This window comes from Streptomyces sp. V2I9, assembly GCF_030817475.1.
Lineage (GTDB): Bacteria > Actinomycetota > Actinomycetes > Streptomycetales > Streptomycetaceae > Streptomyces.
Map to the genome: position 1 here is coordinate 4,274,966 of NZ_JAUSZJ010000002.1, position 25,450 is coordinate 4,300,415.

At 71.2% G+C, this 25,450-nt stretch carries 24 protein-coding genes; 10 read left to right on the forward strand and 14 right to left on the reverse strand.

The window, feature by feature from the left end; all coding sequences use genetic code 11:
* Positions 1-29: 29 nt before the first annotated feature.
* Entirely contained in the window at positions 30-785 is a 756-nt protein-coding gene (locus QFZ71_RS19030) for a decaprenylphospho-beta-D-erythro-pentofuranosid-2-ulose 2-reductase (RefSeq protein ID WP_307669382.1), read from the reverse strand.
* Between the two features lie 51 nt (positions 786-836).
* On the reverse strand, positions 837-2,225 hold the full coding sequence (locus tag QFZ71_RS19035) for an FAD-binding oxidoreductase (RefSeq protein ID WP_307669383.1): 1,389 nt from the start codon (positions 2,223-2,225) through the stop codon (positions 837-839).
* Between the two features lie 172 nt (positions 2,226-2,397).
* Between QFZ71_RS19035 and QFZ71_RS19040 the strand changes: the two genes are divergently transcribed.
* A complete protein-coding gene (locus QFZ71_RS19040; protein ID WP_307669384.1) occupies positions 2,398-3,351 on the forward strand; it encodes a YihY/virulence factor BrkB family protein in 954 nt (317 codons plus the stop codon).
* A gap of 65 nt (positions 3,352-3,416) precedes the next feature.
* Here the strand turns inward: QFZ71_RS19040 and QFZ71_RS19045 are convergent, their stop codons facing one another.
* Positions 3,417-4,805, reverse strand: a complete 1,389-nt coding sequence (locus QFZ71_RS19045; protein WP_307669385.1) for a D-alanyl-D-alanine carboxypeptidase family protein — start codon at positions 4,803-4,805, stop codon at positions 3,417-3,419.
* Positions 4,806-4,938: 133 nt separating this feature from the next.
* On the opposite strand from QFZ71_RS19045, the gene QFZ71_RS19050 reads away from it, so the two are divergent.
* The 3 genes from QFZ71_RS19050 to QFZ71_RS19060 all read left to right on the forward strand — a co-directional run bounded on the left by QFZ71_RS19050 (position 4,939) and on the right by QFZ71_RS19060 (position 8,573).
* On the forward strand, positions 4,939-5,184 hold the full coding sequence (locus QFZ71_RS19050) for an SCO4848 family membrane protein (RefSeq protein ID WP_307669386.1): 246 nt from the start codon (positions 4,939-4,941) through the stop codon (positions 5,182-5,184).
* A 24-nt stretch (positions 5,185-5,208) separates the two neighbouring features.
* On the forward strand, positions 5,209-6,747 hold the full coding sequence (locus QFZ71_RS19055; RefSeq protein WP_307669387.1) for a metallophosphoesterase: 1,539 nt from the start codon (positions 5,209-5,211) through the stop codon (positions 6,745-6,747).
* Positions 6,748-7,019: 272 nt separating this feature from the next.
* Positions 7,020-8,573 carry an ABC transporter substrate-binding protein gene (locus QFZ71_RS19060; protein ID WP_307669388.1) on the forward strand — a complete coding sequence of 518 codons (1,554 nt, stop codon included), beginning with the start codon at positions 7,020-7,022 and terminating at the stop codon, positions 8,571-8,573.
* A 5-nt stretch (positions 8,574-8,578) separates the two neighbouring features.
* Here the strand turns inward: QFZ71_RS19060 and QFZ71_RS19065 are convergent, their stop codons facing one another.
* The 9 genes from QFZ71_RS19065 to QFZ71_RS19105 all read right to left on the reverse strand — a co-directional run bounded on the left by QFZ71_RS19065 (position 8,579) and on the right by QFZ71_RS19105 (position 15,358).
* Positions 8,579-9,322, reverse strand: a complete 744-nt coding sequence (locus QFZ71_RS19065) for a TetR family transcriptional regulator (protein ID WP_307669389.1) — start codon at positions 9,320-9,322, stop codon at positions 8,579-8,581.
* A gap of 10 nt (positions 9,323-9,332) precedes the next feature.
* Positions 9,333-9,803 (reverse strand): thiol-disulfide oxidoreductase DCC family protein, encoded by a 471-nt coding sequence (locus QFZ71_RS19070; protein WP_307669390.1) that lies wholly within the window; start codon positions 9,801-9,803, stop codon positions 9,333-9,335.
* A gap of 5 nt (positions 9,804-9,808) precedes the next feature.
* Entirely contained in the window at positions 9,809-10,243 is a 435-nt protein-coding gene (locus QFZ71_RS19075) for a hypothetical protein (protein ID WP_307669391.1), read from the reverse strand.
* Positions 10,244-10,397: 154 nt separating this feature from the next.
* Complete coding sequence (locus QFZ71_RS19080; protein WP_307669392.1) at positions 10,398-11,006, reverse strand: hypothetical protein; 609 nt, start codon at positions 11,004-11,006, stop codon at positions 10,398-10,400.
* Between the two features lie 143 nt (positions 11,007-11,149).
* Positions 11,150-11,917, reverse strand: coding sequence for a succinate dehydrogenase iron-sulfur subunit (locus QFZ71_RS19085; RefSeq protein WP_307669393.1), 768 nt, complete (start codon positions 11,915-11,917; stop codon positions 11,150-11,152).
* Positions 11,917-13,671 carry a succinate dehydrogenase flavoprotein subunit gene (sdhA, locus tag QFZ71_RS19090; RefSeq protein ID WP_307669394.1) on the reverse strand — a complete coding sequence of 585 codons (1,755 nt, stop codon included), beginning with the start codon at positions 13,669-13,671 and terminating at the stop codon, positions 11,917-11,919. Before sdhA ends, QFZ71_RS19085 begins: the two co-directional genes overlap by 1 nt.
* A 30-nt stretch (positions 13,672-13,701) precedes the next feature.
* Positions 13,702-14,184: a succinate dehydrogenase hydrophobic membrane anchor subunit gene (locus QFZ71_RS19095; protein WP_307669395.1), complete on the reverse strand. Its 483-nt coding sequence runs from the start codon at positions 14,182-14,184 to the stop codon at positions 13,702-13,704.
* A 5-nt stretch (positions 14,185-14,189) separates the two neighbouring features.
* Positions 14,190-14,570 (reverse strand): succinate dehydrogenase, cytochrome b556 subunit, encoded by a 381-nt coding sequence (gene sdhC, locus QFZ71_RS19100; RefSeq protein WP_307669396.1) that lies wholly within the window; start codon positions 14,568-14,570, stop codon positions 14,190-14,192.
* A gap of 245 nt (positions 14,571-14,815) precedes the next feature.
* On the reverse strand, positions 14,816-15,358 hold the full coding sequence (locus tag QFZ71_RS19105; protein ID WP_307669397.1) for a 2-oxo-4-hydroxy-4-carboxy-5-ureidoimidazoline decarboxylase: 543 nt from the start codon (positions 15,356-15,358) through the stop codon (positions 14,816-14,818).
* Between the two features lie 565 nt (positions 15,359-15,923).
* Here QFZ71_RS19105 and QFZ71_RS19110 point away from each other — a divergent pair.
* A complete protein-coding gene (locus tag QFZ71_RS19110) occupies positions 15,924-17,534 on the forward strand; it encodes a family 20 glycosylhydrolase (RefSeq protein WP_307669398.1) in 1,611 nt (536 codons plus the stop codon).
* A gap of 87 nt (positions 17,535-17,621) precedes the next feature.
* Here the strand turns inward: QFZ71_RS19110 and QFZ71_RS19115 are convergent, their stop codons facing one another.
* A complete protein-coding gene (locus QFZ71_RS19115; RefSeq protein ID WP_307669399.1) occupies positions 17,622-18,446 on the reverse strand; it encodes a tyrosinase family protein in 825 nt (274 codons plus the stop codon).
* A 16-nt stretch (positions 18,447-18,462) separates the two neighbouring features.
* Positions 18,463-18,882, reverse strand: coding sequence for a tyrosinase cofactor (locus QFZ71_RS19120; protein ID WP_307669400.1), 420 nt, complete (start codon positions 18,880-18,882; stop codon positions 18,463-18,465).
* A 583-nt stretch (positions 18,883-19,465) separates the two neighbouring features.
* Here QFZ71_RS19120 and QFZ71_RS19125 point away from each other — a divergent pair.
* The 5 genes from QFZ71_RS19125 to kdpB all read left to right on the forward strand — a co-directional run bounded on the left by QFZ71_RS19125 (position 19,466) and on the right by kdpB (position 25,447).
* A complete protein-coding gene (locus tag QFZ71_RS19125; protein WP_307669401.1) occupies positions 19,466-20,329 on the forward strand; it encodes a DUF4328 domain-containing protein in 864 nt (287 codons plus the stop codon).
* A gap of 49 nt (positions 20,330-20,378) precedes the next feature.
* Entirely contained in the window at positions 20,379-21,044 is a 666-nt protein-coding gene (locus QFZ71_RS19130) for a hypothetical protein (protein ID WP_307669402.1), read from the forward strand.
* 487 nt (positions 21,045-21,531) lie between these two features.
* Positions 21,532-21,621, forward strand: a complete 90-nt coding sequence (gene kdpF / locus QFZ71_RS19135) for a K(+)-transporting ATPase subunit F (RefSeq protein ID WP_307669403.1) — start codon at positions 21,532-21,534, stop codon at positions 21,619-21,621.
* Positions 21,622-21,629: 8 nt separating this feature from the next.
* Entirely contained in the window at positions 21,630-23,294 is a 1,665-nt protein-coding gene (gene kdpA / locus QFZ71_RS19140) for a potassium-transporting ATPase subunit KdpA (RefSeq protein ID WP_307669404.1), read from the forward strand.
* A complete protein-coding gene (gene kdpB / locus QFZ71_RS19145) occupies positions 23,291-25,447 on the forward strand; it encodes a potassium-transporting ATPase subunit KdpB (protein ID WP_307669405.1) in 2,157 nt (718 codons plus the stop codon). Before kdpA ends, kdpB begins: the two co-directional genes overlap by 4 nt.
* Positions 25,448-25,450: the final 3 nt, after the last annotated feature.

The following is a 25,450-nucleotide window of genomic DNA, read 5'->3' on the forward strand; positions in this document are numbered from 1 at the left end:
GGCGCGGGGCAGCGGGCCGGACCGGCGGCTCAGACCGGCAGCCGGCGGAAGAGCGGGCGCGGGACGTGCCGCAGCGCGGCCATCACCACCCGCAGCGAGCCGGGCACCCACACGGTCTCCGAGCGCCGCCGCAGCCCCGTGACGACCGCCTCCGCGACCTCCTCCGGGCCCGTAGCGAACGGCTGCTCCGGCCGCCCCGCCGTGTGCCGCGTCCGGACGAAGCCCGGCCGGACGACCAGCACCTGCACCCCGGTCCCCTGGAGGGCGTCCCCGAGCCCCTGGGCGAACGCGTCGAGCCCCGCCTTGCTGGAGCCGTAGATGAAGTCCGCGCGCCGGGCGCGCTCCCCGGCCACCGAGGACAGCACCACCAGCGACCCGTGTCCCTGCGCCTGGAGTGCGCCGGCGCACACCAGCCCGGCGGAGACCGCCCCCGTGTAGTTGGTCTGGGCGACGCGGACCGCCGCCATCGGCTCCTCCTCGTCCCGCGCCTGATCGCCGAGGACCCCGAACGCCATCAGCACCACGTCGATGTCGCCCTCCGCGAAGACCTTTCCGAGGGCCACCTCGTGGGAGGCGGAGTCCAGCGCGTCGAAATCGACGGTCCGCACGTCCGCGCCCCGGCCCCGCAGCTCGGCGGCGGCCGACTCCAGGGCCGGCGAGGGGCGCCCGGCCAGCCAGACCCGGCGGGTGCGCAGGGCGATCAGCCGGCGGGCGGTGGCCAGGGCGATCTCGGAGGTGCCGCCGAGGACGAGCAGGGACTGCGGGGCGCCGAAGGCATCCTTCACGGAAAGCTCCTGGTCAGAGAGGGAGAGGGAAACGCGGGCGGAAGAAGCGGTTCACAGCCCGAGGCGGCGCGAGAGATCGGAGCGGAACGCCCCCGTCGGGTCCAGCCGGGCCCGCAGCTCCCGGAACTCCGCCAGCCTCGGGTACATCGCGGCCGCCGTCTCCGGTCGCATCCGGGAGTCCTTCGCCAGGCAGACCCGGCCCCCGGCGGCGGCCACCTCCTCGTCCACGCCGTCCAGGAAGCGGGCCAGGCCGGGCAGGGCGGCGGGAAGGTCCAGGGCCAGGGACCAGCCGGGCGCGGCGAACGACAGGAGGCCGGGGTCCGCCGCCCCGAACCGTTCCAGCACGGCCCGCACGGCGGGACTGCGCCGGGCGGCGATCCGGCGCACCGCCCGGTGCAGGGTCTCCTCCTGGCCGTCCCCGACGGTGAACCGGTAGCGCACCGTACCGCCCCGGCCGTACAGCGGGTTCGCCTCCGGGAAGGCGTCGGCGGTGTGGAGGAAGGCGGTCACCGGGCGCAGCTCACCGGCCCGCGCGCGGGGGGCGCCCCGATAGCGGACCTCGTTGTACAGGGCGGCCGGGCCCGGTCCGAGCAGCCCGTCCGGCAGCGGTGGGAGACCGGAGAGAAGGCCGGAGAGCAGGCCGGGGGAGGAGGGCCGTCCCCACGGCGTTCCGGAGCGCGGAAACCGCCGAGTGCGCCCCGCGTGCGCCGGGCGCACATGAGGGGGCGCGTGCTCCCCGCGGGTGAGAATGCCGCGCCCCGTCGCCCGGCCGCGGGCCATCAGGTCGATCCACGCGGAGGCGTACGGCAACCCGTCCCCGCCCGCCGTGAAGCGGGCCAGCACCTCGTCCAGGTCCCCGGCGCGCTCGGTGGAGACCGACATCAGCCCCGTGGTGACGCGCCGCAGCCGGAGCGTGGCGCCCAGGATCACCCCGGTCAGCCCCAGGCCCCCCGCGGTCGCGTCGAAGAGGGCGGTGCCCGGCAGCACCGTACGCACCTCGCCGTCGGCGGTCAGCAGCTCCAGGGCGCTCACCTGCCGGGCGAACGACCCCGACCGCCGGTGGTCGAGGCCGGGGAGGTCGGAGGCGATCGCCCCGCCGACCGTCAGCCTGCCGGTCGCGGGCACGACCGGCGGGAGCCAGCCCTGCGGCAGCAGCACCCGCAGCAGCCGTTCGAGGCTCACCCCCGCGTCGCAGCGCACCACCCCGGCGGCCGGGTCGACACCGCCGATCCGGGCCAGGCCCGTCAGATCGAGCACCGAGCCGCCCGCGTTCTGCGCCGCGTCCCCGGGCGACCGCCCCAGCCCCCGCGCGATGACGCCCCGTGGCCCGCGCCCGCGGACGACGGCGGCCGCCTCCTCGTACGTACGGGGGCGGAACCGCACGGCGGTCGTCGGGGCGGTGCGGCCCCAGCCGGTCAAGGACACCGTGTCGACGGACATGGTGGTGACCGTATCGTCCAGGAAATCCCCTTTGCGGCATTGGTGAATTCACTCACCGGAACGGGTGACGGAGGGTGTGTCAGCGGAGCGTGGCGGATATCCGCCGGACGTGTCCGGGAGAGTCCGGGGCGGGCCGCTGGTGTTCCGGGCCCGGAAGGGTAGGCGTGAGGCCATGGACTGGCTCAAGAAACTCCCGGTGATCGGTCCCCTGGCGGTCCGGTTGATGGAGACGCACGCGTGGCGTTCCTACGAGCGGCTCGACCGGGTCCACTGGACCAGGCTCGCGGCGGCGATCACCTTCATCAGCTTCCTGGCGCTCTTCCCGCTGATCGCCGTCGGCGCGGCGATCGCGGCCGCCCTCCTGAGCGACCGGCAGATCGACACCATCAAGGACGAGCTGGCCGACCAGGTGCCCGGCATCTCCGACCAGTTGGGCATCGACGGGCTGATCGCCAACGCGGGCACGATCGGTCTGGTGGCCGGCGCCCTGCTGCTGTTCACCGGGGTCGGCTGGGTCGGCTCGCTGCGGGAGTGCCTGCGGGCGGTCTGGGAGCTGGACGACGTCCAGGACGCCAACCCCGTCGTCGCCAAGGTGAAGGACGCGATGCTGCTGGTCGGCCTCGGCGGCGCGGCCCTGGTCACCCTGGCGGTCTCCACCGTCGGCACGACGGCGGTCGGCTGGACCGCCGATCTCATCGGCATCCCCGAGCACGGGGCCGGCGGCGTCCTGCTGCGGGTGGCCGCGCTGGTGGTCGCGGTCGCCGCCGGCTTCCTGCTGCTGCTCTACCTGCTGTCGCTGCTGCCGGGCGTGGAGCCGCCGAAGCGGCGGCTGATGGTCGCGGCCCTGCTCGGGGCGGTCGGTTTCGAACTGCTCAAGCTGCTGCTCGGCAGTTACATGAAGGGCGTCGCGAGCAAGAGCATGTACGGCGCGTTCGGCGTGCCGATCGCCCTGCTCCTCTGGATCAACTTCGCGGCGAAGCTGCTGCTGTTCTGCGCCGCCTGGACGGCCACCCGCAGCAAGGAGGAGGAAGGCGTGGGGCAGGAGGAGGCGGAGGAGGAGCCCGGCGGGCCCGGCACGGAGCGAGCCGCCGCCGAGTCCTCCGGCGGCGGCTCCACCCGCCTCTGATCACCCCGTGGGGCCGGTCGGGGCCGAGGAAGGGTGCGCGGCCTCCGGAGCCGCCGGGCACGTCCTCAGGACTTGTCGCCGGGGGCGGCCGAGGTGGCCGCCCCCGCGCTCTCCGCCCCGGCCTCGCCGCCCTCGCCGTCGTGCGCCCCCGCCCTGCCCGCCTTCTCCGGCTTCTCCGCCGTTTCCGGGCTCTCCGCCTCCGCGCGGCGGGCCCGCCCCGTCAGCGGCCAGCGGCGGTTGACCAGGAACACCCCGGCGGCCAGGACCGCCAGCAGACCGCCGATGATCCCGAGTGCGGTCCCGACCCCGCTGGAACCGTTCGAGGCCGACGCGTGCGTGGCCTCCGCCCGGCCGCCCGGCCCCTGGTCCGTGCCGGCCGCGGGCGCCGCGCCCTTGCCGCCGGTCGAGGAACCGGTGCCGGTGTCCACGGACTTCGGCGGCACCAGCTGGCCGACCGGGGTCACCTTGCCGCTGGCGGCGAAGCCCCAGTCCAGCAGGTGCGCGGCCTCCTTGTAGACGGCGTGGCTCTCCTCCGCCGACGGGTTCATCACCGTGACCAGCAGGACCTTGCCGTTGCGCTCCGCGACGCCGGTGAAGGTGTTGCCCGCGTGGGTGGTGTAGCCGTTCTTGACGCCCGCGATGCCCTGGTACGGGTCCACACCGATGTCCCCGGTGATCAGCCGGTTGGTGTTCTGGATCTCGAAGGAATCGCGCTTCTTGCCCTTCTTCTTCTCGCCGGGGAAGTCGGCGGACGCGGTCGCCGCGTACTCGCGGAAGTCCTTCTTCTGGAGTCCGCTGCGGGCGATGAGCGTCAGGTCGTAGGCGCTGGAGACCTGGCGCGGCGCGTCGTAGCCGTCCGGCGAGACCACCACGGTGTCCAGGGCCTGGAGCTCCTCGGCGTGCGCCTGCATCGCGTCCACCGTCTTCTGGACGCCGCCGTACATCTCCGACAGGACGTGCACCGCGTCGTTCCCCGACCGCAGGAACACCCCCAGCCACAGGTCGTGGACCGTGTAGGTGTGGCCCTCCTTGATCCCGACGAGGCTGCTGCCCTCACCGACCCCGGCCAGCTCGCTCTCCGAGACCTTGTGGGTCAGGGTGGTGGGCTGGAGCGCCGGCAGGACGGTGTCCGCGAAGAGCATCTTCAGCGTGGAGGCGGGCGGCAGCCGCCAGTGGGAGTTGTGCGCCGCGAGGACGTCCCCGCTCTCCGCGTCCGCGACGATCCAGGACCGTCCGCTCAGCTTCTTGGGCAGCACCGGCGCGCCCGGCCCCAGATTGACCTGGGTGCCGGCCTTGCCGAGCTGCTCGCCGCCGAGGCTCGACATCGTGCTCGGCGGCTTGGGCTGTTTGTCGTCGCTCTTGTCCTTGTCGGCTGCCGCAGCAGGACTGAGGACGAAACAGGACAACAAAGCGGCGGATGTGATCGTGAGGACGATCTTTTTCAGAGCAGGCACGGTCGGAAACGTACAGGGCGGAGGCGTGGATGCGGACCCGGATCGGCTGACCCGCCGCAGGGAACGCCAGGACGGCCCTGTCCGGACACCACCCCGGAGCGGGTCGCCGGACGGCGGCGGCGATACTGGACCCATGAAGCTCAGCCGCCGCGTGTCCTGGTTCCTGCTCGCGTTCGGGGTGTGGAGCTGGTTCATCTGGATCACTTTCGTCAAAAATCTGTGGCAGGACGGAAGCGGCCTCGCCTTCGACGACGCGGGCGATCCGACCGGCTACTTCTGGGTGCACCTGCTGCTCGCCATCACGTCCTTTCTTCTGGGGACGGCCGTCGGCGTGATCGGGTTGCGCGGAGTCCGGGCTTCGCGCGTCAAGCGCGCATGACGACGGGAACGTGGGGAAGCTCGGATGGCAGCAGTGGTCTTCGCTCTGGTGGCGCTCGTGGTGCTGGCGCTGCTCGGCGCCGTGCACCGGTACCTGTGGCGGCGCTTCGTCGGTGACACCACCGCGCCGGGCAGCACACTGCGCCGGGTGGGCACGGTCGCGGCGTTCGTCCTGCCCCTCCTGAGCGTCGGCGCCATGGCCTCCGGCCGGGTGGGCGCCCCCTTCCTGCTCCAGCAGGTGCTGGCCTGGCCGGGCTTCCTGTGGCTGGCCTGCCTGCTCTACCTGACCCTGGCGCTGTTCGTGGGCGAGGCCGTCCGCCCGGTCCTGCTGCGGGTCCTCGCCCGGCGCGACGCGAGGACGGGCTCGGCCCGAAGCGGAACGGCTTCCGGAACGACCCCCGCATCGGTTTCCGGAACGACCGCATCGGTTTCCGGGACGGCCCCCGCCGCCGGGGCAGGAACGCCCGCCGAGGCGCCGGGCGCGCCCCGCCCCCGGACCGGGGAACTGGTGCCGTCCCGCTCGGCCGGTGGCTCCACCTCGGCGGACGTCTCCACCGACACCTCTGCGAACTCCTCCGTCGACGCCTCTCCGGGCGCCCCCGCCGACACCTCTCCGGACGTCCCCGCGTCCACCGCCCCCCAGTCCGATGACCCGGTGGTGCAGGCAGCACCGGAGCCGGTCGCGGAACCGGAAGCGGAACCCGGCGCGGGGCCGGCCGTCCCCCTTCCCGGCCCCGGCCCCTCCCGTCGCCTCTTCGTCTCGCGGGTCGTCGGCGGCGCGGCGGCCGCCGCCGGGCTCGCCACGGTCGGGTACGGCGCGTACGGCGTGCTGCGCGGGCCGAGCGTCAAGCGGATCACCGTGCCGCTGGCCCGACTGCCCCGCGCGGCCCACGGCTTCCGGATCGCCGTGGTCAGCGACATCCACATCGGCCCGATCCTCGGCCGTGCCCACACCCGCCGGATCGTCGACACGATCAACGCGACCTCGCCGGACCTCGTCGCCGTCGTCGGGGACCTCGTCGACGGGTCCGTCGCCGACCTCGGCTCCGCCGCCGAACCGCTGGCCGCCCTGCGGGCCCGGCACGGCAGCTACTTCGTCACCGGCAACCACGAGTACTTCTCCGGCGCGGCGCAGTGGGTCGATCACGTCCGTGAACTGGGCCTGGTCCCGCTGGAGAACGCACGGGTGGAGATCGACGGCTTCGACCTCGCCGGCGTCAACGACATCGCGGGCGAGACCGAGGGGCAGGGGCCCGACTTCGTCCGCGCGCTGGGCGACCGGGACCGGGGGCGCGCCGCCGTCCTCATGGCGCACCAGCCCGTCGTCATCCACGACGCCGTCGAGCACGGCGTCGACCTCCAGCTCTCCGGTCACACCCACGGAGGACAGCTCTGGCCCGGCAACGTCCTCGCCGAGCTGGCCAACCCGACCGTCGCCGGCCTCGAACGGTACGGCGACACGCAGCTGTTCGTCTCGCGCGGTGCGGGTGCCTGGGGGCCGCCGGTCCGGGTGGGCGCCCCGTCCGACATCACCGTCGTCCGGCTCGCTTCCCTTCAGGCGTAGCGACGTTGCGGGTGTGACGGTTCGGGGCCTCCGGGCCGATCGTCATGAAATCCACACCGCAGAGTCACCGTCAGCTACATATATCCGCAGGTGGAAGGCAGGAAACAGCCTTTTCGGACAGAGTTTCCCGATCGTGTCCAACAAAAGGCTGTGAGCGCCCCATTTACTCTTCCAGATGTGAAAATCGTGTGATTGGGTAAGCCCGAACATGCGGCGATGTGCGCGTCCGAGACGCCACCGCCGAGGTGGGGTTGGCAAGGGAGAGCACGGCAATGCGGTCGGTCCGGGTACGGATTCTCGCGATTCTCGCGGTATTGGTCATAGCGGGCGTCGGTGCCTGGCAACTGCTCCCGTCCGGGGAGGGGAAGACCGATCCGATCACGGTCGGGACATCGGACGTCGTCACCACGCTCGACCCGGCCGGCGCCTACGACGCGGGCTCCTGGGCGATCTACAGCAGCATCTACCAGTCGCTGATGACCTTCAAGCCCAACGCCGTCACGCCGGAGCCGGACGCCGCCGAGAGCTGCGGGTTCGTCGGGCAGAAGCTCCAGACGTACCAGTGCAAGCTCCGTGACGACCTGGCCTTCTCCAACGGTCGCAAGATCACCGCCAAGGACGTCAAGTACTCCTTCGACCGGATCTTCAAGATCAACTCCGACGTCGGCCCCGTGGGTCTCTTCCCCACGCTCGACACGGTCACGACCGAGGGCCGGACGATCACGTTCAACCTCTCCGGGCGGGACGCGACCTTCCCGCAGAAGATCGCCACCGGCGCCGGGTCGATCGTCGATCCGACCCTGTACCCCGCGGACAAGCTCCGCAAGGGCAGCCAGGCGGACGGCTCCGGCCCGTACGTCCTGAAGTCGTACGAGCCCAACAAGAGCGCCGAGCTGGTGCCGAACCTCAAGTACAGGGGCGCGCTCAAGAAGACCGGCGAGGCGGTCGACGTCCGCTACTTCAAGACCTCCGAGGCACTCCAGAGGTCGTGGGACGCCGGCGACGTGGACATCGCCCACCGCCAGCTCCCCTCCGAGACGCTCGCCGAGCTGAACCAGAACGACCCGGACCTGCGGGTGACCGAGGCGGCCAGCGCCGAGATCCGCAACGTCGTCTTCAACCTCCGCAAGGGCTCGCCCTTCCAGGACACGAGGGTCCGCCAGGCCGTCGCCGCGCTCCTCGACCGCGGCCCCCTGGTGCGGAACGTCTACCAGGGCACCGTGGACCCGCTGTACTCGCTGATCCCCACCGGCTACATCGGGCACAGCACCCCCTTCTTCGACACCTACCCCACCTCCGACCCCAAGCGCGCCGCGCGACTCCTGGAGCAGGCCGGGGTCCGGACGCCGGTCCCCGTGTTCTTCGCCTACCGCGAGGGCGACATGTACACCAAGGAGACCGCCGAGCTGCGCCGGCAGATGGAGAAGGACGGCCTCTTCAAGGTCACCACCAAGGCCGTGGAGTGGACGAAGTACCAGAAGGAGTACGCCGCCGGTAAGTACGACATGTACACCGTCGGCTGGTTCCCCGACTTCCCCGACCCCGACACCTTCAGCCAGCCGCTCGTCGGCACCGGGAACGCCCTCCACAGCGGCTACTCCAGCAAGAAGATGGACCAGCTGATCGCCGCCACGCAGCAGTTCAGCGACCGCAGCCGCACCTCCGGCGACTTCAAGGAACTGCAGTCGCTGGTCGTCGAGGACGTCCCCCTGCTGCCGCTGTGGCAGAAGAAGGACTACGTCGTCGCCAAGGCCGACGTCGCCGGCTCCCAGTACCTCTCCGACGGCACCGGCACCTGGCGCCTGTGGGAGCTCAGCTGGATCTGACCGGGTCAGTCAGCGGGACGGCCGGGGCCCTGCGCCCCGGCCGTCGCCGTACCCGGAAGGAATTCCACCAGCAGCCCGTGGACCTGCCGCACCAGCGGGCGCAGCACCCGGAACCGGGAGAGCGCGATGGCTCGCGCGGCGATCGGCGCGGTGCGCTCGACCAGCCGGCGGCTGCGCTCGGCGCCCTCGCTGCGGTCGTACACCCAGTAGAGCACCAGTCCCATCTGCATCAGCCACATCAACTGCGGCAGCAGCGGAGCCAGTTGCGGATCGCTCGTGACGTCGGCCCCGGCGATGCACCGCTCGTGGATGGAGATCGCCGCGTCCCGCGCGGCGGACGACTCCCCGGAGAACGGGGAGAGCGGGCTGTCCGGGTCGGCCGCGTTCTTGAAGAACTGGGCGGCGAAGCGGTGGTACGGCTCCGCCACGTCCAGCCAGCCGAGCAGCACGCCCCTGATGCGTACGGTCAGGTCCCCGTCGCCCTCCAGCACCGGCCGCACCGCCGTCGCGTGCTCGTCGGCGATCCGGTCGTAGAAGCCCTGGACCAGGTGTTCCTTCGAGGCGAAGTAGTAGTAGGCGTTGCCGACCGAGACGCCCGCCTCCTGGGCGATGGCCCGCATGGTCGTCCGGTCGTATCCCCGCTCCGCGAACAGTCGGAGCGCCGTTTCGAGAATCAGCGTGCGGGTCTGCTCGCTCTTCCCGGCCCTGGCCGGCTTGTTCTCCTGCACGTTCTTCTCTTCCTTCACCACGGACCCAAGGTTATCGGGGGCTCCATGCCCAGCCCGGCGGGGTGGCGCACGCGGTGCTTCCGGGGGCGCAGGGCGGCACGGCCATCGAGCGGTAGCGCGCGGCCGCCAGCACGGTGCCTCTGACGAAGGGCCGGCCGGCCGGGGTGGTCAGCCAGTGGGCGCGCGAGCGGTACTTCGCCAGCGCCCACAGGCAGACGATCCAGGCGGCGGCCTCCCGGTAGACCTGCCCCGCGTCGCCGACCACGGTGATCTCCCGGAGCGTCGCCGCGTGGTCCAGTTCCGGGAACCGCCGCCGCGCCCGGGCCGACCCGGCCGGGACGAGGTCGAGCGGGACGAGCTGCCGCTGCCGCTGGAGCCAGCCCCCCAGGTGGACGCAGAGCGGGCACCGCTCGTCGTGGAGCACGGTGAGCCGGCGGACGGGGCCGGGCCGACCGGGGTACGGAGCCGGGCCCGGCGACGCCGGGGGCGGGGCCTCGGTCACCGGGCTCACCGCCCGGTCGCGGGGGCGGCCCACGGGCCCGGGGCGCCCGGCGGAGTCCAGCCCTGCGGCGGCACCGGCGGGGTCTGCTCGCGCTCCAGCGCGCTGCGGCGGCGGATCCGGCTCAGCACCCACACGTTGCCCAGGTGCATCACGCCGAGCACCAGCAGAACCACGCCCAGTTTCACCGAGAGCGCCTCGAACAGCTCGCGGGCGTCGGTCACCCCGTCGGCGTTCTTGAGGTAGAGCGTGACGAATCCGAGGTTGACCAGGTAGAAGCCGACCACCAGCAGGTGGTTGACGGCCTCGGCGAGCTTCTCGTTCCCGTGCAGCACATCGGCGAGGAAGACCCGCCCGTTCCGGCTGAGGGTACGGGCGACCCAGACGGTGAGAGCCACGCTGACGAGCAGGTAGACGACGTACGCGACCACAGTGAGATCCATGCCCCACCCTCTCTTGAACATGTTCAAAAGGCTTCGTGGTCATGACTGTAGCCCCCTTCTTGAACATGTTCAAGAAGGGGGCTACAAGGGTCGTCCGGAGGGTGCCGGGCGCCGGCGGCCCGCCCGGAGCGCGCCGCGGACGGGCCCGGACGGCTCAGGCGCTCATGGAGCGGGCGTAGTTGAGCTGGCCCATCACCGCGGGGAAGGTGTGCGGGCCCATGGCCGGGATCATCGTGGAGTGGTGCCGGCCGCCGCTGGTGACGGTGACCTGGATGAAGCCGGTGGTCCGCTTCTCCTTCATCAGCAGGAACAGCAGGCCGATCAGGCAGAACAGGGCGAAGATGATCGCCAGCACGACCGCGTGCGCCGGGATCTTCTCCTCGGTGCGCGACATGTCCGTGGCCGTCCAGACCGCGCCCTTGAGCGGCATCGACCCGGACGGGGTGACGATCGCGTCGTTCATGACGGTGATGTCGCCGATCGACAGCACCGGGACGCCGCCCTGGCCCGGCATCCCCTGCGGCACCGGGAGGTACTGGCCGGGCATCGTCGGCTGGGCGGGCGGGGTGTGCTGGGGGTACCCGTAACCGGGGCCGGGCTGGACCGCGGACTCCGGCAGCGCCTGCGGATAGCCGTAGGCCGGAGCGGCGCCCGGGGCCGGATAGCCGTACGCCTGGCCGTCCGCGACGGTGGGCTGGTGGCCCGGCTGCTGGGGAGGACCCCAGGTGTACCCGTCGCCCGCGGACGGATTCGGCTCGCTCACGCGTATCCCCGTTCTCTTTCTTCGGTCTTCAGCTCCGCTGAACCGTACCGCCCGCGCGGGCCCCGTGCAGCAACAGACCCCGCCCCCGGCAGCGGCGAGCTGCGGGGGCGGGGCCGGTCGACGTGAGCGGTGTTACGGGAGGGTCAGAAGCGACGCGTGATGAGCGCGCGCTTCACCTCCTGGATCGCCTTGGTGACCTCGATGCCGCGCGGGCAGGCGTCCGTGCAGTTGAACGTGGTGCGGCAACGCCACACGCCGTCACGGTCGTTGAGGATCTCCAGCCGCTGCTCGCCGGCCTCGTCGCGCGAGTCGAAGATGAATCGGTGCGCGTTGACGATCGCCGCCGGGCCGAAGTACTGGCCGTCGTTCCAGAACACCGGGCACGAGGACGTGCACGCGGCGCACAGGATGCACTTGGTGGTGTCGTCGAACCGCTCGCGGTCCTCCGCGGACTGCAGGCGCTCGCGGGTCGGCTCGTTCCCCTTGGTGACGAGGAAGGGCATGACGTCGCGGTACGCCTGGAAGAACGGGTCCATGTCGACCACGAGGTCCTTGAGGACCGTGAGGCCCTTGATGGCCTCGACCGTGATCGGCTTGTCCGGGTTGATGTCCTTGATCAGCGTCTTGCAGGCGAGCCTGTTCTTGCCGTTGATCCGCATCGCGTCGGAACCGCAGATGCCGTGGGCGCAGGAACGGCGGAACGTCAGGGTGCCGTCCAGCTCCCACTTGATCTTGTGAAGGGCGTCGAGCACACGCTCCTTCGGGTCGATCTCGATCTGGAAGTCCTGCCACTCGACCTGGTCCGACACCTCGGGGTTGAAGCGGCGGATGCGGAACGTGGCGGTGATGAACGGCGAGTCGGCGAAACCGGCCTCGGCCTTGTCGGTCTTGTCCAGGGTCGGGGTAGCCATCAGTACTTACGCTCCATCGGCTGGTAGCGGGTCGTCACGACCGGCTTGTAGTCGAGCCGGATCGACTCGGCGCCGTCGGCGGCCACCTCGCGGTACGCCATGGTGTGGCGCATGAAGTTGACGTCGTCGCGGTTCGGGAAGTCCTCGCGGTAGTGACCGCCGCGGGACTCCTTGCGGGCGAGCGCGGAGACCGCCATGACCTCGGCCAGGTCGAGCAGGTTGCCCAGCTCGATGGCCTCCAGCAGGTCGGTGTTGAACCGCTTGCCCTTGTCCTGGATGGACACGTTCAGGTACCGCTCGCGCAGCTCGGCGATCTTGGCGACCGCCGTCTTGATCGTCTGCTCGGTGCGGAACACCATCACGTTGGCGTCCATGCACTCCTGGAGCTCCAGGCGCAGCGCCGCGACGCGCTCGGTGCCGGTGGAGTTGCGCAGCCGCTCCACCTGGTCGGCGACGAGCTGGGCCGGGTTCTCGGGCAGCTCGACGAAGTCGTGCTTCTGCGCGTACTCGGCGGCCGCGATGCCGGAGCGCTTGCCGAAGACGTTGATGTCGAGCAGCGAGTTGGTGCCCAGACGGTTGGCGCCGTGCACCGAGACGCAGGCGACCTCGCCGGCGGCGTACAGGCCGGGGACGACGGTGGTGTTGTCGGCCAGCACCTCGCCCTCGACGTTGGTCGGGATGCCGCCCATGGCGTAGTGCGCGGTCGGCTGGATCGGGATCGGGTCCGTGTAGGGCTCGATGCCGAGGTACGTCCGCGCGAACTCGGTGATGTCGGGCAGCTTGGCGTCCAGCTGCTCCGGCGGCAGGTGCGTCAGGTCCAGGTACACGTGGTCGCCGGCCGGACCGCAGCCGCGGCCCTCGCGGATCTCGGTGTAGATGGAGCGTGAGACGACGTCACGGGACGCGAGGTCCTTCATGACCGGCGCGTACTTCTCCATGAAGCGCTCGCCGTCCTTGTTGCGGAGGATGCCGCCCTCACCGCGGGCGCCCTCCGTCAGCAGGATGCCCATGCGCCAGATGCCCGTCGGGTGGAACTGGAAGAACTCCATGTCCTCCAGCGGCAGGCCGCGCCGGTAGCAGGCGGCCTGGCCGTCACCGGTCAGGGTGTGGGCGTTCGACGTCACCTTGAAGAACTTGCCGGTGCCGCCGGAGGCGTAGATGACCGACTTCGCCTGGAAGACGTGGATCTCGCCGGTCGCCAGCTCGTACGCGACGACGCCCGCGGACTTCTTGACCCCGTCGACCTCGGTGATGAGCTGGTCCAGGACGTAGAACTCGTTGAAGAACTCCACGCCCTCCTTGACGCAGTTCTGGTACAGCGTCTGGAGGATCATGTGACCGGTGCGGTCGGCGGCGTAGCAGGACCGGCGGACCGGGGCCTCGCCGTGGCTGCGGGTGTGACCGCCGAAACGGCGCTGGTCGATGCGGCCCTCGGGCGTCCGGTTGAACGGCAGGCCCATCTTCTCCAGGTCGAGGACGGCGTCGATGGCTTCCTTCGCCAGGATCTCGGCGGCGTCCTGGTCGACCAGGTAGTCACCGCCCTTGACCGTGTCGAAGGTGTGCCACTCCCAGTTGTCCTCCTCCACGTTGGCGAGCGCTGCGGCCATGCCGCCCTGCGCCGCGCCCGTGTGGGACCGGGTGGGGTAGAGCTTCGTCAGCACGGCGGTACGGCTGCGCTTGGTGGCCTCGATGGCCGCGCGCATGCCGGCGCCGCCGGCGCCGACGATGACGGTGTCGTACTTGTGGATCTGCATGGTTTTCCTCTGGTCCCTCTGTCCCGGCGCCTAGCGGATGTTCGGGTCGAAGGTGAAGATCACCAGCGTGCCCAGCAGGACGGTGAACACCGTGGCGGTGTACAGGAGCATCTTCAGCCAGAAGCGGGTGTTGTCCCGTTCGGCGTAGTCGTTGATGACCGTACGGAGGCCGTTGGCGCCGTGGAGCATGGCGAGCCACAGCATCAGCAGGTCCCAGACCTGCCAGAACGGCGAGGCCCAGCGGCCCGCCACGAAGGCGAAGCCGATCTTGGAGACGCCGCCGTCGAGCACCAGCTGGATCAGCAGGTGGCCGATGACGAGGACGACCAGGACGATGCCCGACAGGCGCATGAAGAGCCAGGCGTACATCTCGAAGTTGCCGCGCGAAGCCTTGGGGGTCTTGCCCGTGCGCTTGCGCGGGGGCTCGATCACCGGGGCCGGGTGGTCGACGTCGTAGAGGCTCACGCCCTCGACGTCGCCGATCGCGGCTGCGGAAGAAGTCTCGCTGGACATGGGCCTCAGCTCCCGAAGACGTCGCGTACGGCGTGACCGAGGACGGGGTACAGGGCCCCGACCATCAGCACGATCCAGATGCCCACCACGGTCCAGAGCATCTGCTTCTGGAGGCGCGGGCCCTTGGCCCAGAAGTCCACGGCGATGATCCGCAGACCGTTCAGCGCGTGGAAGAGAATCGCGGCCACCAGGCCGTATTCGAGGAACGCGACGGGCCACGTCTTGTAGGTGGCAACGACGTCGTCGTACGCCTCGGGGGACACACGGACGAGTGCGGTGTCCAGGACATGTACGAACAGGAAGAAGAAAATGAGGACACCGGTGACTCGATGAGCCACCCAGGACCACATGCCTTCCCGGCCGCGGTACAGCGTTCCAGCCGGCACGGAAGAACCCTCCGGGAGCGGGGATTGGGGTCGGCCGGCTTGACTGTCGGTCTGACCCGGCCGGGTACGGTCCACCGGCCCCGGCCATCGTAGCGACGCATGGTCGGTTCGTTCGCGCCGGGGCCTCCGGTGTGATCAATCCGGCAGGCAAACAGGCACGTACGGGCTAGAGCGCGGCACGTCCCGCGGGCCCCGGCGCGGCTGTTCCGGGGGCGGGACCGGCGGCGGCCGTGGACCCGCCGCTCTCAGTGCGCCGGGTCCGAGGCGACCATCTCCACGATCCGGCTCCGGGCGAGTCGGCGCAGCTCCTCGGCGGTCACGGCCCGCTCCTCGTCCACCTCGTGCGCCAGCCGGACCCTGATCCCGGCCAGTACCTGGTCCACGTGGTGGGAGGGGGCGTGGGAGTCCAGGCAGATGACGAAGGCGTGGCCGAACCGGCTCTCGTACGCCGCGTGCGCGGCCCGCAGCGCCAGGTGGGCGGCGCGGGGCGCGTCGTGGTGCAGGCAGGGCGCCGGCTCGGCCGCCAGGGCCTCCGCGATGTCGCCGGGCGCGAGGTCGTAGCCCGCCTCGTCGGACGCGGCCAGTAGGGCGTCGAGATCGGGGTAGGGGCGATGGGCGGCCATGCGGTGGGCCCACCGCAGGCTGCCGCAGCACTCCAGGAAGGCCGCCTCGGCCGCGGCGAAGGGGAGGCTGTTGAAATGCGCCAGACCGACGGCATGACCGGCCGGCGGCGCACCGGCGTGCTCCGGTTCCGGGCTGTCGCCCGGCGCCGGACGGCGCGGCTGCACGGGAACGGCCGACCGGTCGGCCGCGGGCGTGGATCGCTTCGGCAGGCCGGCGGGGGACTCGCTGGACCTGGACAGCGTGGGCTCCTCGTGATGAACGACGTCAGGGACTCCGTGGCCCCGCAAGGGACCCTCCGTCCTGGAAAGACAGGCCCGGGTGCGGCGAGGTTGCCCGGCGGGGGAGTGAGTTCCCCCGGAGGGGAGGTGATCCGTGAGGGCGCGAGCGCCCTCGGTGAGGGTGGGGCCGCGTTCCGTGGGCGGGGAGGGCGTTGCGCGGGGGCGGGAGTGCGTGCTGCGGAGGGGGCGGGGCGAGGGACGAATGTGCCGCAACGCTAGCGAGATCGGCCGGGAGACGCCCGGCAGGTCACAGAGGAATCACCCGAACGGGAGAGTTTCGGAACGGGTGATGGACGCGTGACCTGCGCCGCTCCGGGGCCTGAGCGCATCACTGATCTCTTCGGTGGGCGAGTCCCGGACAAAAATGCCAATCTTGCACCCAGCTCACCTCTTTCCTCTTTTCTTCACTCTTTTCCGCTGCAAGTACCCCCACAATGGAGGAATCCTTCCGATGTCGCCCTCGCGTGGTGCCCTCGTCACCGGCGCGGCCGTCACGGCCGCGGCCGCCGTCGTCCTCACCGTCGTCGTCTGGCCGGAAGGCTCCGGCAGTGGTCCGTCCGGCGATACGGCGTCGCCGTCCGGCACCTCCGCCGAGGCCGCCGCCCCGTCGCCCTCCCGCAGCTACCCGATGTCCAGCACGCCGAGCACGATCCCCGCCGTACGCGAGCACACCGCGGCCCGCGGGCCCGGCTGGCAGCCCGGCAAGGGCAGCGGTGTCGTCATCGCCCGGGGCAGCCAGGTGCTCGCCGACGAGGCGCGGCTGCTCGCCGAGGAGCTGAAGATCCGCTACCGGGGCGCCGAGCCGGCGAAGGCGGGCGACGTCGAGCTGGCCCTCGGCGACACGAAAGCGGGCCCCGCCGAGTCGTACACGCTCACCGTGCGCGACCGGAAGGTGCGGATCACCGGGCCCGACGAGTCGGGCGTCTTCTACGGCACCCGTACGCTCAAGCAGTCCCTGAAAGCGGACGGCACGGTCCCCGAGGGCGTCGTCAACGACCGGCCGGACCGGCCGCAGCGCGGGCTCAACCTCGACATCGCGCGCAAGCACTACAGCGCGGAGTGGATCGAGGACCGCATACGCGAGATGGGCGACCTCAAGCTCAACCAGCTCGGCCTGCACTTCTCCGACGACCAGGCGTTCCGGATCGAGTCGAAGTCCCACCCCGAGGTGGTCGCCGACGAGGCCCTCACCCAGGACGAGGTCCGCCGCATCGTCGGCCTCGCCAACAGCCGGCACATCGAGGTCGTCCCCGAGATCGACTCGCCCGGACACCTCGGCGCGGTCCTGGCCGCCCACCCCGACCTCCAGCTGCGCAACACGGCGGGCGTCCCGTCGAAGGGGGCCATCGACATCTCCGAACCGGGCGCGGCCGAGCTCATCGACGAACTGCTCGACGAGTACACCGAACTCTTTCCGGGCCGCTTCTGGCACCTGGGCGCGGACGAGTACCAGGCGCTGACCGTCCGGAACCCGGCCGCCTCCTACCCGCAGCTCCAGCGGGCTGCGGAGAAGAAGTACGGCTCCGGGGCCACCATCGAGGACCTGGCGACCGGCTGGCTGAACGACCGCGCGGACGTCGTCGTCCCGAAGGGCCGGACCGCCAAGGCGTGGAACGACGGCCTCTTCCGGGGCACGAAGGTCAAGGCCGACGAGAACATCGAGATCGAGTACTGGACAGGCAAGGAGATCGGGGCCCGCCCGCCGCAGGAGTACCTGGCCGCGGGCTACAAGATGCTGAACCTCAACGACGAGTTCCTCTACTACGTGCTCGGGGAGCCCAACGACTTCACCTACCCGACCGGCAAGCGGATCTACGAGCAGTGGACCCCGCTGGTCCTGCGCGGCACCGAGCCGGTGGCCGAGCGCTACTCGAAGCAGATCCTCGGCGGCCGGTTCGCCGTCTGGGGCGACCTGGCGAACGCCCAGACCACCGAGCAGGTGGCCGACGGTATCGAGATGCCGCTGGTGGCCACCTCGCAGAAGCTGTGGGACCCGCGGAAGCCTTCGCTGAGCTGGGGGCAGTTCCAGGAACGGGCGAAGCGGACCGGCAGCACGGGGTGACACCGGCGGCCCCGGCCCGGGGCCGGACGAACCGCCGCCCCCGCCGTCACGTGACGGCGGGGGCGGCGCACCGTTTCCGCCGAGCGGTCAGGCGTAGGTGTAGAACGGGGTGTGGTCCAGCATGTCCGCGGGGGTCGTGGCGGGGAACGGCGGCATGGTCTCGTTCAGGTCGATCACATCGGCCGTGCCCCCGGCGGGGAGGTACTTGGCGCTGGTCGGATGGAGCGCCTGCCAGTCGGCCCAGAGCTTGTCGACGAACGCGTGGTGCAGCCAGAACACCGGGTCGTTCGGGGAGACGCTGGACTCCATCTGGCCCCAGACCCAGGTGTGCACGCGGTTGTGCATGCTCATGTACCCGGACGAGCCCTCCAGCGTGGCGCGGAAACCGGCCGAACCGTCGCGGAACGGGGCGGAGTCGTAGACGGGGATGGCGAGGGCGGAGTCGACCTCGGATTTCGTCGGGAGCGTGGAGACGCGGTAGCCGAGGTTGCGGGCGAGGAACTCGCGGCTGTCGACCTGGACGCTGATCTTCCAGTTGCCGGTGGAGAAGGCGAAGGGGCCGTCCATCACCTGGTCGTCCAGGGGGCGGCCGGTGCCACCGAGGAAGTCCGGCGCCCAGAGGGAGGAGGCGACGGTGTTGTCGGTGGTCCAGTCCCAGTAGGGGATCGACACCGAGGGGTCGAACTTCTGGAGTTCGAGCTCGAAGTCGATGAGGAACTTGCGGTGCCAGGGGAGGAACGACGGGCCGAAATGGGCCACGTAGACGCCGGTGTTCATGTCTATCGAGAACCGGGTGCGGTGGGTGGAGACGAACTCGTCGTACACGCCCTTGCGCTTCATCCCGAGGACGGCGTCGACGAAGGCCTTCTTCTCGGAGGCCGTGAGGTTCGCCTGGTTCTTGCGTACGGTCATGGTCGGTGCTCCCGGCTCAGGCGGTGGGGTCGAACGGGACGACGGAGGCGCCCTTGAGGGAGATGACCGCGGTGCGCGCGGCGTCGAGCGGGGTCGCGAACCTCTCGTAGTGGTTGATCGCGCTGCTCCAGCCGCTCTTTCCGTGCTGCATCACATGGAGGTCGCGGCCGTCGATCGACACCCGGTAGACGGCGCTGTGCCCGGCGTGGGCATGGGCGTGGGCGTGCGCCTCGGCGGGCGCGCCCTGGATGCGGCGCCCCTGGAAGACCTCGTCGAAGGGCGCGGGCCCTGCGGCGGCGCCCGGAGCGGGAGCCTTCTTGTCCCTGGGCGCGGCCGACACGGTGCCCGTGGACGTGGAGACCATGCCGACGAGCGCGATGCTCGCGGCCGCACCGGTGGCGGCCCCGAGGGCCTGGCGGCGAGTGGGTCTGGACATGGCTGAAAATTCCTCCAGAACATGGCTGAGGCGGCCTCTCAGGTGGGTCGGGGCCGCCTCGGCCATGTCTACACGCGGAGTGATAACGGCAGAAGAAGGTCGCTCGTGGTTGGCTCACTTACGGACATGTCCGCACAGGTCGCCGGGGTGTCGCAGGAGTACTGCCGGGAGGGTCCGCACTCCGGAGATGCGGAGCGCGGGGGACTGGACCGCACATTGCGTTGAGAATGTGCCCTACCAGTGAAGATCCTTCGGTTCGTGGTGGACCGCTGCACGATGAGGCAGTGGTTTAGACCTGACCGAAAATAGCCCATGTGATCTGTTCATCTGTGCGGCTTTTGGTGGAGATCCGGGGGAGGGGGTCGGGGGTGGTGGACGTGCGGGGTGCGGTCGCCCCCGCCCGTCCCGCCCCGGCTGTCGCGCAGACTTGGCCGCCCCGTAACGCACTGTTCCTCTCCCCGCCCACCTGCGAGGATGCGAGGCCGACAGCCCGGCGACCGCCGGGCTGCGCCGTGTCGTCGGCCGCGTTCCCGCGAAGGGCACGCGACCGTGCACCCCGCATCGCGTCCGGGGGGACTGCTCCGTGCTCTGCATCCGTTGCCGTATCAGAACGGCCGTCACCGACGACGGCCTGTGCACCTTCTGCTCGGACACCCGGCCCCCGCCGCCCGGCGGGCCGGCGACCGGACCGGGGGGATGGGGCGTGGGCACGTGGCCGCGCTCGCCCGTCGGCCTCGCGCGGGCCGTGACCGTGCTCCTCGGGGTGGTCATCGCCGCCGACGCGTTCGCCATCGGCACCGGACTGCGCGTGCGCGGCCTCTGGGACCGCCTGGCCACGGACGGCTCCCCGGACGTCCACGGCAGCGCGGGCCGGGCCGCCGAGCGGCTGTACGGCGCCGCCGCCGTCGCCCAGGGCGCGGCGCTGCTGGCCACGGCCGTCGTCTTCATCGTCTGGTTCCACCGGACCCGCCGGAACGCCGAGGTCTTCGACGCCGGGGTGCAGCGGATGGGCCCCGGCTGGGCGGTGGGCGGCTGGTTCGTCCCGGTCGCCAACTTCTGGCTCCCCTACCGTGTCGCGCGCGGGGTGTGGGAGGCCGGTGCGCGGACCGGGCCGGACGCCGGGTGGCGCACGGTGCCCAGGACCCCGCTCACCCTCTGGTGGGGTGCGTGGGTCGCCGGCCTGCTCGCCGCCCGCGTCACCGAGCGGATGTGGGAGAGGGCCGAGGAGCCCGAGGAGATCGTGCGGGCCGCAGGTCTGGTGGCGGCCTCCGACGCGCTGGACATCGTCGCCGCCGTCCTCGCCGTCCTCTTCGTCCGCGCCGTCACCCGGATGCAGGTCGAACGGGCCGCATGCTCCGGGGCCTCCGCCCCGGCGGCCTCGGACGCCCCCCTCCCGCCGTCGGCGGGCAGCGGCCCGCGCAGTGGAGCGACACCCACTCCGCAGTGACGCTTTTCGGCCATTCGGCGCAGTACCCGGTAGACCGAGGGAGACGTCGATGAGTCTGCTGGAACTGATCGAACGAGCCGACGAGCGCGCCCTGGCCGCCGCCGCGGTGGCCTGCCTGGACCGGTGCCTGCCGCTGCTCGCGGGGGTCGGGGCCGAGCCACTGCGCCCGCTCTGGGCCGGCTGCGAGGACGGGCGGGATTGGGCCAATCGGCTCACGGCGGTGCGGACGGAGCTGGGCAACGCCTCCGGGGGTGCGTCGGGGGACGTCTCCGGGCGCGCGTCGGGGGAAACCGCCGACACGGACGTCTCCGGGCGCGTGTCGGGGGAAACCACCGGCGCCGACGACCCCGCCACGCTCGTACGAGCCATGCTGGCCGCCGCCCCCTCCGACTTCGCCGCTCCCGTGCTGCGGGAGTGGGCCGACGCCTGCTCGCTGGTCGTCCTCCGCGTCCACGGCCGGTTCGACGCTCCGGACCGGGACGCGCCGGCGGACGAGGAGCACCTGCTCAAGGCGGCCCGCAACGGTGAACCGGCCCCTGTGGGCCCCCTGGTGGCGGGGGAGCTGGCCCGACAGGCCCGCATTCTGGAGATCCTCGCGGAGACATCCGGCACGACGGCCGGCGGGGCGGGCCTCCGCAAGGCGCTGGACCTGTCCACGGAGGGCCGCCGGGTCCTGCGCGCGGTGATGTCCCGCCGGGCACGCGGACGGGGCTGAGACCGGCGGGCGGGCTGGATCCGGCCTCCGGGGCCGAGGTGCGCGGCCGGAGCCGAGGCGCGCCGACGGGGCTCGCGCGGCCGGAGCTGAGGCGCGCCCACGGGGCTGAGGTACGCGGACGGGCCTGAGGCGCGCCGACCGGGCCCGGGTACGCGCGGCCGGGACGAGGCGCGCCCACGGGGGCTGAAGCCGTAAGGAGCCGTGCGGCGGGGCCCGTCGTCCGCCTCGCCGTGCGGCGGCACCGACTCTGCGTCAGAGCGGCGTCAGAGCGGCGTCAGTCCGGCGTCAAGGGTGGCGCCCTGTTCGTATGGACCCCGTCAAGGCGGCTCAGCCTCCGGGGGAAGCCGAGGTTTGCTCGTGTCGGCCCAACGGCCGATTCCCTTCCTCGCATCCACCAGGAGTTCGCGATGGCCGATCTGGCCTTCGTCGCCACCACGATCGCGATATTCGCGCTGGTGGCTCTCGTCGCCCGTGGGGTGACCACGTCATGACCGTGGAGAACGTCATCGGGCTCGTCGTCGCCGTTTCCCTGCTCGGATATCTCGTCCTGGCCCTCCTCTTCCCGGAGAGGTTCTGAGAACGGACATGAGTCCCCAACTCGCCGGCCTGCTCCAACTCGTCGCCCTGATGGCCGCGCTCGCCCTGTCCTACCGCCCGCTGGGCGACCACCTGGCCCGCGTCTACTCCTCCGACCGGCATTACCGGCCGGAGACGTGGATATACCGCGTCATCGGCGCCGATCCCGCCGCCGAGATGCGCTGGCCCGCCTATCTCCGCGCCGTACTCGCCTTCTCCGCGGTGAGCGTGCTCCTGCTCTACCTGATGCAGCGGGTACAGGGTTCGCTGCCCGGCTCTCTCGGTTTCTCCTCCATCGACCCGGACCAGGCGTTCAACACCGCCGCGTCGTTCGTCGCCAACACCAACTGGCAGTCCTATTCCGGCGAACAGGCCATGGGCCACGTCGTGCAGACCGGCGGTCTGGCCGTGCAGAACTTCCTGTCCGCCGCCGTCGGCATGGCCGTCGCGGTGGCACTCGTACGGGGCTTCGCCCGCTCCCGTACCGGTGAACTCGGCAACTTCTGGGCCGATCTGGTGCGCGGCACCGTACGCGTCCTGCTGCCCATCGCGGTGATCGGCGCGGTCGTCCTGGTCGCCTGCGGGGTGATCCAGAACTTCTCCGGAATCCACTCCGTCGGGCAGTTCGACGGCGGGACGCAGGAATGGAACGGCGGCGCGGTCGCCTCTCAGGAGGCCATCAAGCAACTGGGCACCAACGGCGGCGGCTATTTCAACGCCAACTCCGCCCACCCCTTCGAGAATCCGAACCCCCTCTCCAACCTGTTCGAGATCTTCCTCATTCTGCTGATTCCGTTCGCGTTGACGCGGACCTTCGGCCGGATGGTCGGTTCGCTCAAGCAGGGATACGCGATCCTCGGCGTGATGGCCGTCATCTGGCTCGGTTTCACGGCGCTGATGATGTGGACCGAATTCGCCCACCGAGGGCCCGCGTTCGAGATCGCGGGCGGGGCGATGGAAGGCAAGGAGAGCCGCTTCGGCATCGCCGGATCGTCGCTCTTCGCCGTGGCGACCACCCTCACCTCGACCGGCGCGGTGAATTCCTTCCACTCCTCGTACACGGGGTTCGGCGGCGGTATCACGATGCTGGGCATGCAGCTCGGCGAAATCGCCCCCGGAGGCGTCGGCTCCGGCCTCTACGGCATGCTGATCATGGCGGTCATCGCCGTGTTCATCGCCGGGCTGATGGTCGGCCGCACCCCCGAATACCTCGGCAAGAAGATCGGCACCCGGCAGATCAAACTCGCCGCCTGCTACCTCCTCGTCACCCCGGCGCTCGTCCTCGGCTTCACCGCCGCCGCCATGGCCCTGCCCACCCCCGCCGACTCGATGACCAACTCCGGCGCGCACGGCTTCTCCGAGATCCTGTACGCCTACACCTCGGCCGCCAACAACAACGGCTCCGCCTTCGCCGGGCTGAACGCCGACACGCAGTGGTTCAACACCACCCTCGGCATGGCGATGCTGCTCGGCCGGTTCCTGCCGATGGCGTTCGTCCTCGCCCTGGCCGGCTCGCTCGCCGGGCAACGCCCGGTGCCCGTGACCGCGGGCACGCTGCGCACCGACAAACCCCTCTACGCGGGACTGCTCGGCGGCACGATCCTCATCATCACCGGACTCACCTACTTCCCGGCCCTGGCGCTGGGTCCGCTCGCCGAAGGGCTCGCCTCATGAGCACCGCCACCCCCACCCCCACCCGCGCACCCGGCGGCGGCCTGCCGCCGGCCGGCGGCACCGGGGACTCCACCAGGGCCGGCAGCGGACTGTTCGATCCGCGACAGCTCGTGAAGTCGTTCCCGGACGCGCTGCGCAAGCTCGACCCGCGCGTGATGATCGCGTCACCGGTGATGTTCGTCGTCCTGATCGGCTCCGTCGTCACCACCGCGCTCGCGCTCACCGACCCGACCGACCGGTTCGGCTGGGCGATCACCGCCTGGCTCTGGCTGACCACGGTCTTCGCCAACCTGGCGGAGGCGGTCGCGGAGGGACGCGGCAAGGCCCAGGCCGACACGCTGCGCAAGGCCAGGACCGACACCGTCGCCCGCCGCGTCCTCGGTGGCGCCGCGCCGGAATCCCGTCCGCGGACCCGTACCGGGGACCGCGCCGAGGAGCAGGTCGCCGGAACGGACCTGCGCGTCGGCGACCTGGTGGTCTGCGAGGCCGGTGACGTCATCCCCGGCGACGGGGACGTGGTCGAAGGCGTCGCCTCCGTCGACGAGTCCGCGATCACCGGCGAATCCGCCCCGGTCATCCGCGAGTCCGGCGGCGACCGCAGCGCGGTGACCGGTGGGACGAAGGTGCTGTCCGACCGGATCGTCATCAGGATCACCACGAAACCGGGCGAGACCTTCATCGACCGCATGATCGGCCTGGTGGAGGGCGCCTCCCGGCAGAAGACGCCCAACGAGATCGCCCTGAACATCCTCCTGGCGTCCCTCACGATCGTCTTCCTGCTCGCCGTCGTCAGCCTGAAGCCCTTCGCGATCTACGCGGGGGCCGACGACCAGACCTCGATGATCGTGCTCACCGCGCTGCTGGTGTGCCTGATCCCCACCACGATCGGCGCGCTGCTGTCCGCGATCGGCATCGCGGGCATGGACCGCCTCGTCCAGCGCAACGTGCTCGCCCTGTCCGGGCGCGCGGTCGAGGCCGCGGGCGACGTCTCGACCCTCCTCCTCGACAAGACCGGCACCATCACCCTCGGCAACCGGCAGGCGGCCGAGTTCGTCCCTGTCGACGGGGTGGCGGTGGCCGAACTCGCGGACGCCGCCCAGCTCTCCTCGCTCGCCGACGAGACGCCCGAGGGCCGGTCGATCGTCGTGCTGGCCCAGAAGGAGTACGGGCTGCGGGAACGGGACCCGGAGGAGTCGGCGGGCGCCGCCTGGGTGGCGTTCACCGCGCAGACCCGGATGTCGGGCGTCGACCTGGACGGGCGCGCGGTCCGCAAGGGCGCGTCCGGCTCCGTGGTGGCCTGGGTGAAGGACCGAGGGGGCCGCGTCCCCGACGACGTGGGGGAGGCCGCGGACCGCATCGCCCAGGCGGGCGGCACCCCGCTGCTGGTGGCCGCGGCGGACGGCGACGGCGCGCGGGTCCTCGGCGTCATCCACCTCAAGGACGTGGTGAAGGAGGGCCTGCGGGAACGGTTCGGCGAGCTGCGCCGCATGGGCATCCGTACGGTGATGATCACGGGTGACAACCCGCTGACCGCGAGGGCGATCGCCGAGGAGGCGGGCGTCGACGACTTCCTGGCGGAGGCGACCCCCGAGGACAAGATGGCCCTCATCAAGCGGGAACAGGCCGGCGGCAGGCTCGTCGCGATGACCGGCGACGGCACCAACGACGCACCCGCGCTGGCCCAGGCGGACGTCGGCGTGGCGATGAACACCGGGACCTCGGCCGCCAAGGAGGCCGGGAACATGGTGGACCTCGACTCCGACCCCACCAAGCTGATCGAGATCGTCGAGATCGGCAAGCAACTCCTGATCACCCGAGGTGCGTTGACGACGTTCTCGCTCGCCAACGACGTGGCGAAGTACTTCGCGGTCATCCCCGCCATGTTCGCGGTGGCGTACCCGTCGCTGGGGCGGCTCGACGTCATGGGGCTCACCTCACCCGAGTCCGCGATCCTGTCGGCGGTCATCTTCAACGCCCTCGTCATCGTCGCACTGGTCCCCCTTGCCCTGAAGGGCGTCCGCTACCGGCCTTCGAGCGCCGACCGGATGCTCCGTCGCAACCTCGGCATCTACGGACTCGGCGGCATCGTCGCCCCGTTCATCGGCATCAAGCTCATCGACCTGCTCCTCTCCCTCATCCCCGGAATCGGCTGATCC

What these genes read in the sequence shown, in the direction of transcription:
- QFZ71_RS19035 (WP_307669383.1), bottom strand. Translation starts at nt 2,225, where the DNA reads ATGTCCGTCGACACGGTGTCCTTGACCGGCTGGGGCCGCACCGCCCCG.
- QFZ71_RS19040 (WP_307669384.1), top strand. Translation starts at nt 2,398, where the DNA reads ATGGACTGGCTCAAGAAACTCCCGGTGATCGGTCCCCTGGCGGTCCGG.
- QFZ71_RS19050 (WP_307669386.1), top strand. Translation starts at nt 4,939, where the DNA reads ATGAAGCTCAGCCGCCGCGTGTCCTGGTTCCTGCTCGCGTTCGGGGTG.
- QFZ71_RS19055 (WP_307669387.1), top strand. Translation starts at nt 5,209, where the DNA reads ATGGCAGCAGTGGTCTTCGCTCTGGTGGCGCTCGTGGTGCTGGCGCTG.
- QFZ71_RS19060 (WP_307669388.1), top strand. Translation starts at nt 7,020, where the DNA reads ATGCGGTCGGTCCGGGTACGGATTCTCGCGATTCTCGCGGTATTGGTC.
- QFZ71_RS19075 (WP_307669391.1), bottom strand. Translation starts at nt 10,243, where the DNA reads ATGGATCTCACTGTGGTCGCGTACGTCGTCTACCTGCTCGTCAGCGTG.
- QFZ71_RS19085 (WP_307669393.1), bottom strand. Translation starts at nt 11,917, where the DNA reads ATGGCTACCCCGACCCTGGACAAGACCGACAAGGCCGAGGCCGGTTTC.
- sdhA (WP_307669394.1), bottom strand. Translation starts at nt 13,671, where the DNA reads ATGCAGATCCACAAGTACGACACCGTCATCGTCGGCGCCGGCGGCGCC.
- QFZ71_RS19095 (WP_307669395.1), bottom strand. Translation starts at nt 14,184, where the DNA reads ATGTCCAGCGAGACTTCTTCCGCAGCCGCGATCGGCGACGTCGAGGGC.
- QFZ71_RS19110 (WP_307669398.1), top strand. Translation starts at nt 15,924, where the DNA reads ATGTCGCCCTCGCGTGGTGCCCTCGTCACCGGCGCGGCCGTCACGGCC.
- QFZ71_RS19115 (WP_307669399.1), bottom strand. Translation starts at nt 18,446, where the DNA reads ATGACCGTACGCAAGAACCAGGCGAACCTCACGGCCTCCGAGAAGAAG.
- QFZ71_RS19120 (WP_307669400.1), bottom strand. Translation starts at nt 18,882, where the DNA reads ATGTCCAGACCCACTCGCCGCCAGGCCCTCGGGGCCGCCACCGGTGCG.
- QFZ71_RS19130 (WP_307669402.1), top strand. Translation starts at nt 20,379, where the DNA reads ATGAGTCTGCTGGAACTGATCGAACGAGCCGACGAGCGCGCCCTGGCC.
- kdpF (WP_307669403.1), top strand. Translation starts at nt 21,532, where the DNA reads ATGACCGTGGAGAACGTCATCGGGCTCGTCGTCGCCGTTTCCCTGCTC.
- kdpA (WP_307669404.1), top strand. Translation starts at nt 21,630, where the DNA reads ATGAGTCCCCAACTCGCCGGCCTGCTCCAACTCGTCGCCCTGATGGCC.
- kdpB (WP_307669405.1), top strand. Translation starts at nt 23,291, where the DNA reads ATGAGCACCGCCACCCCCACCCCCACCCGCGCACCCGGCGGCGGCCTG.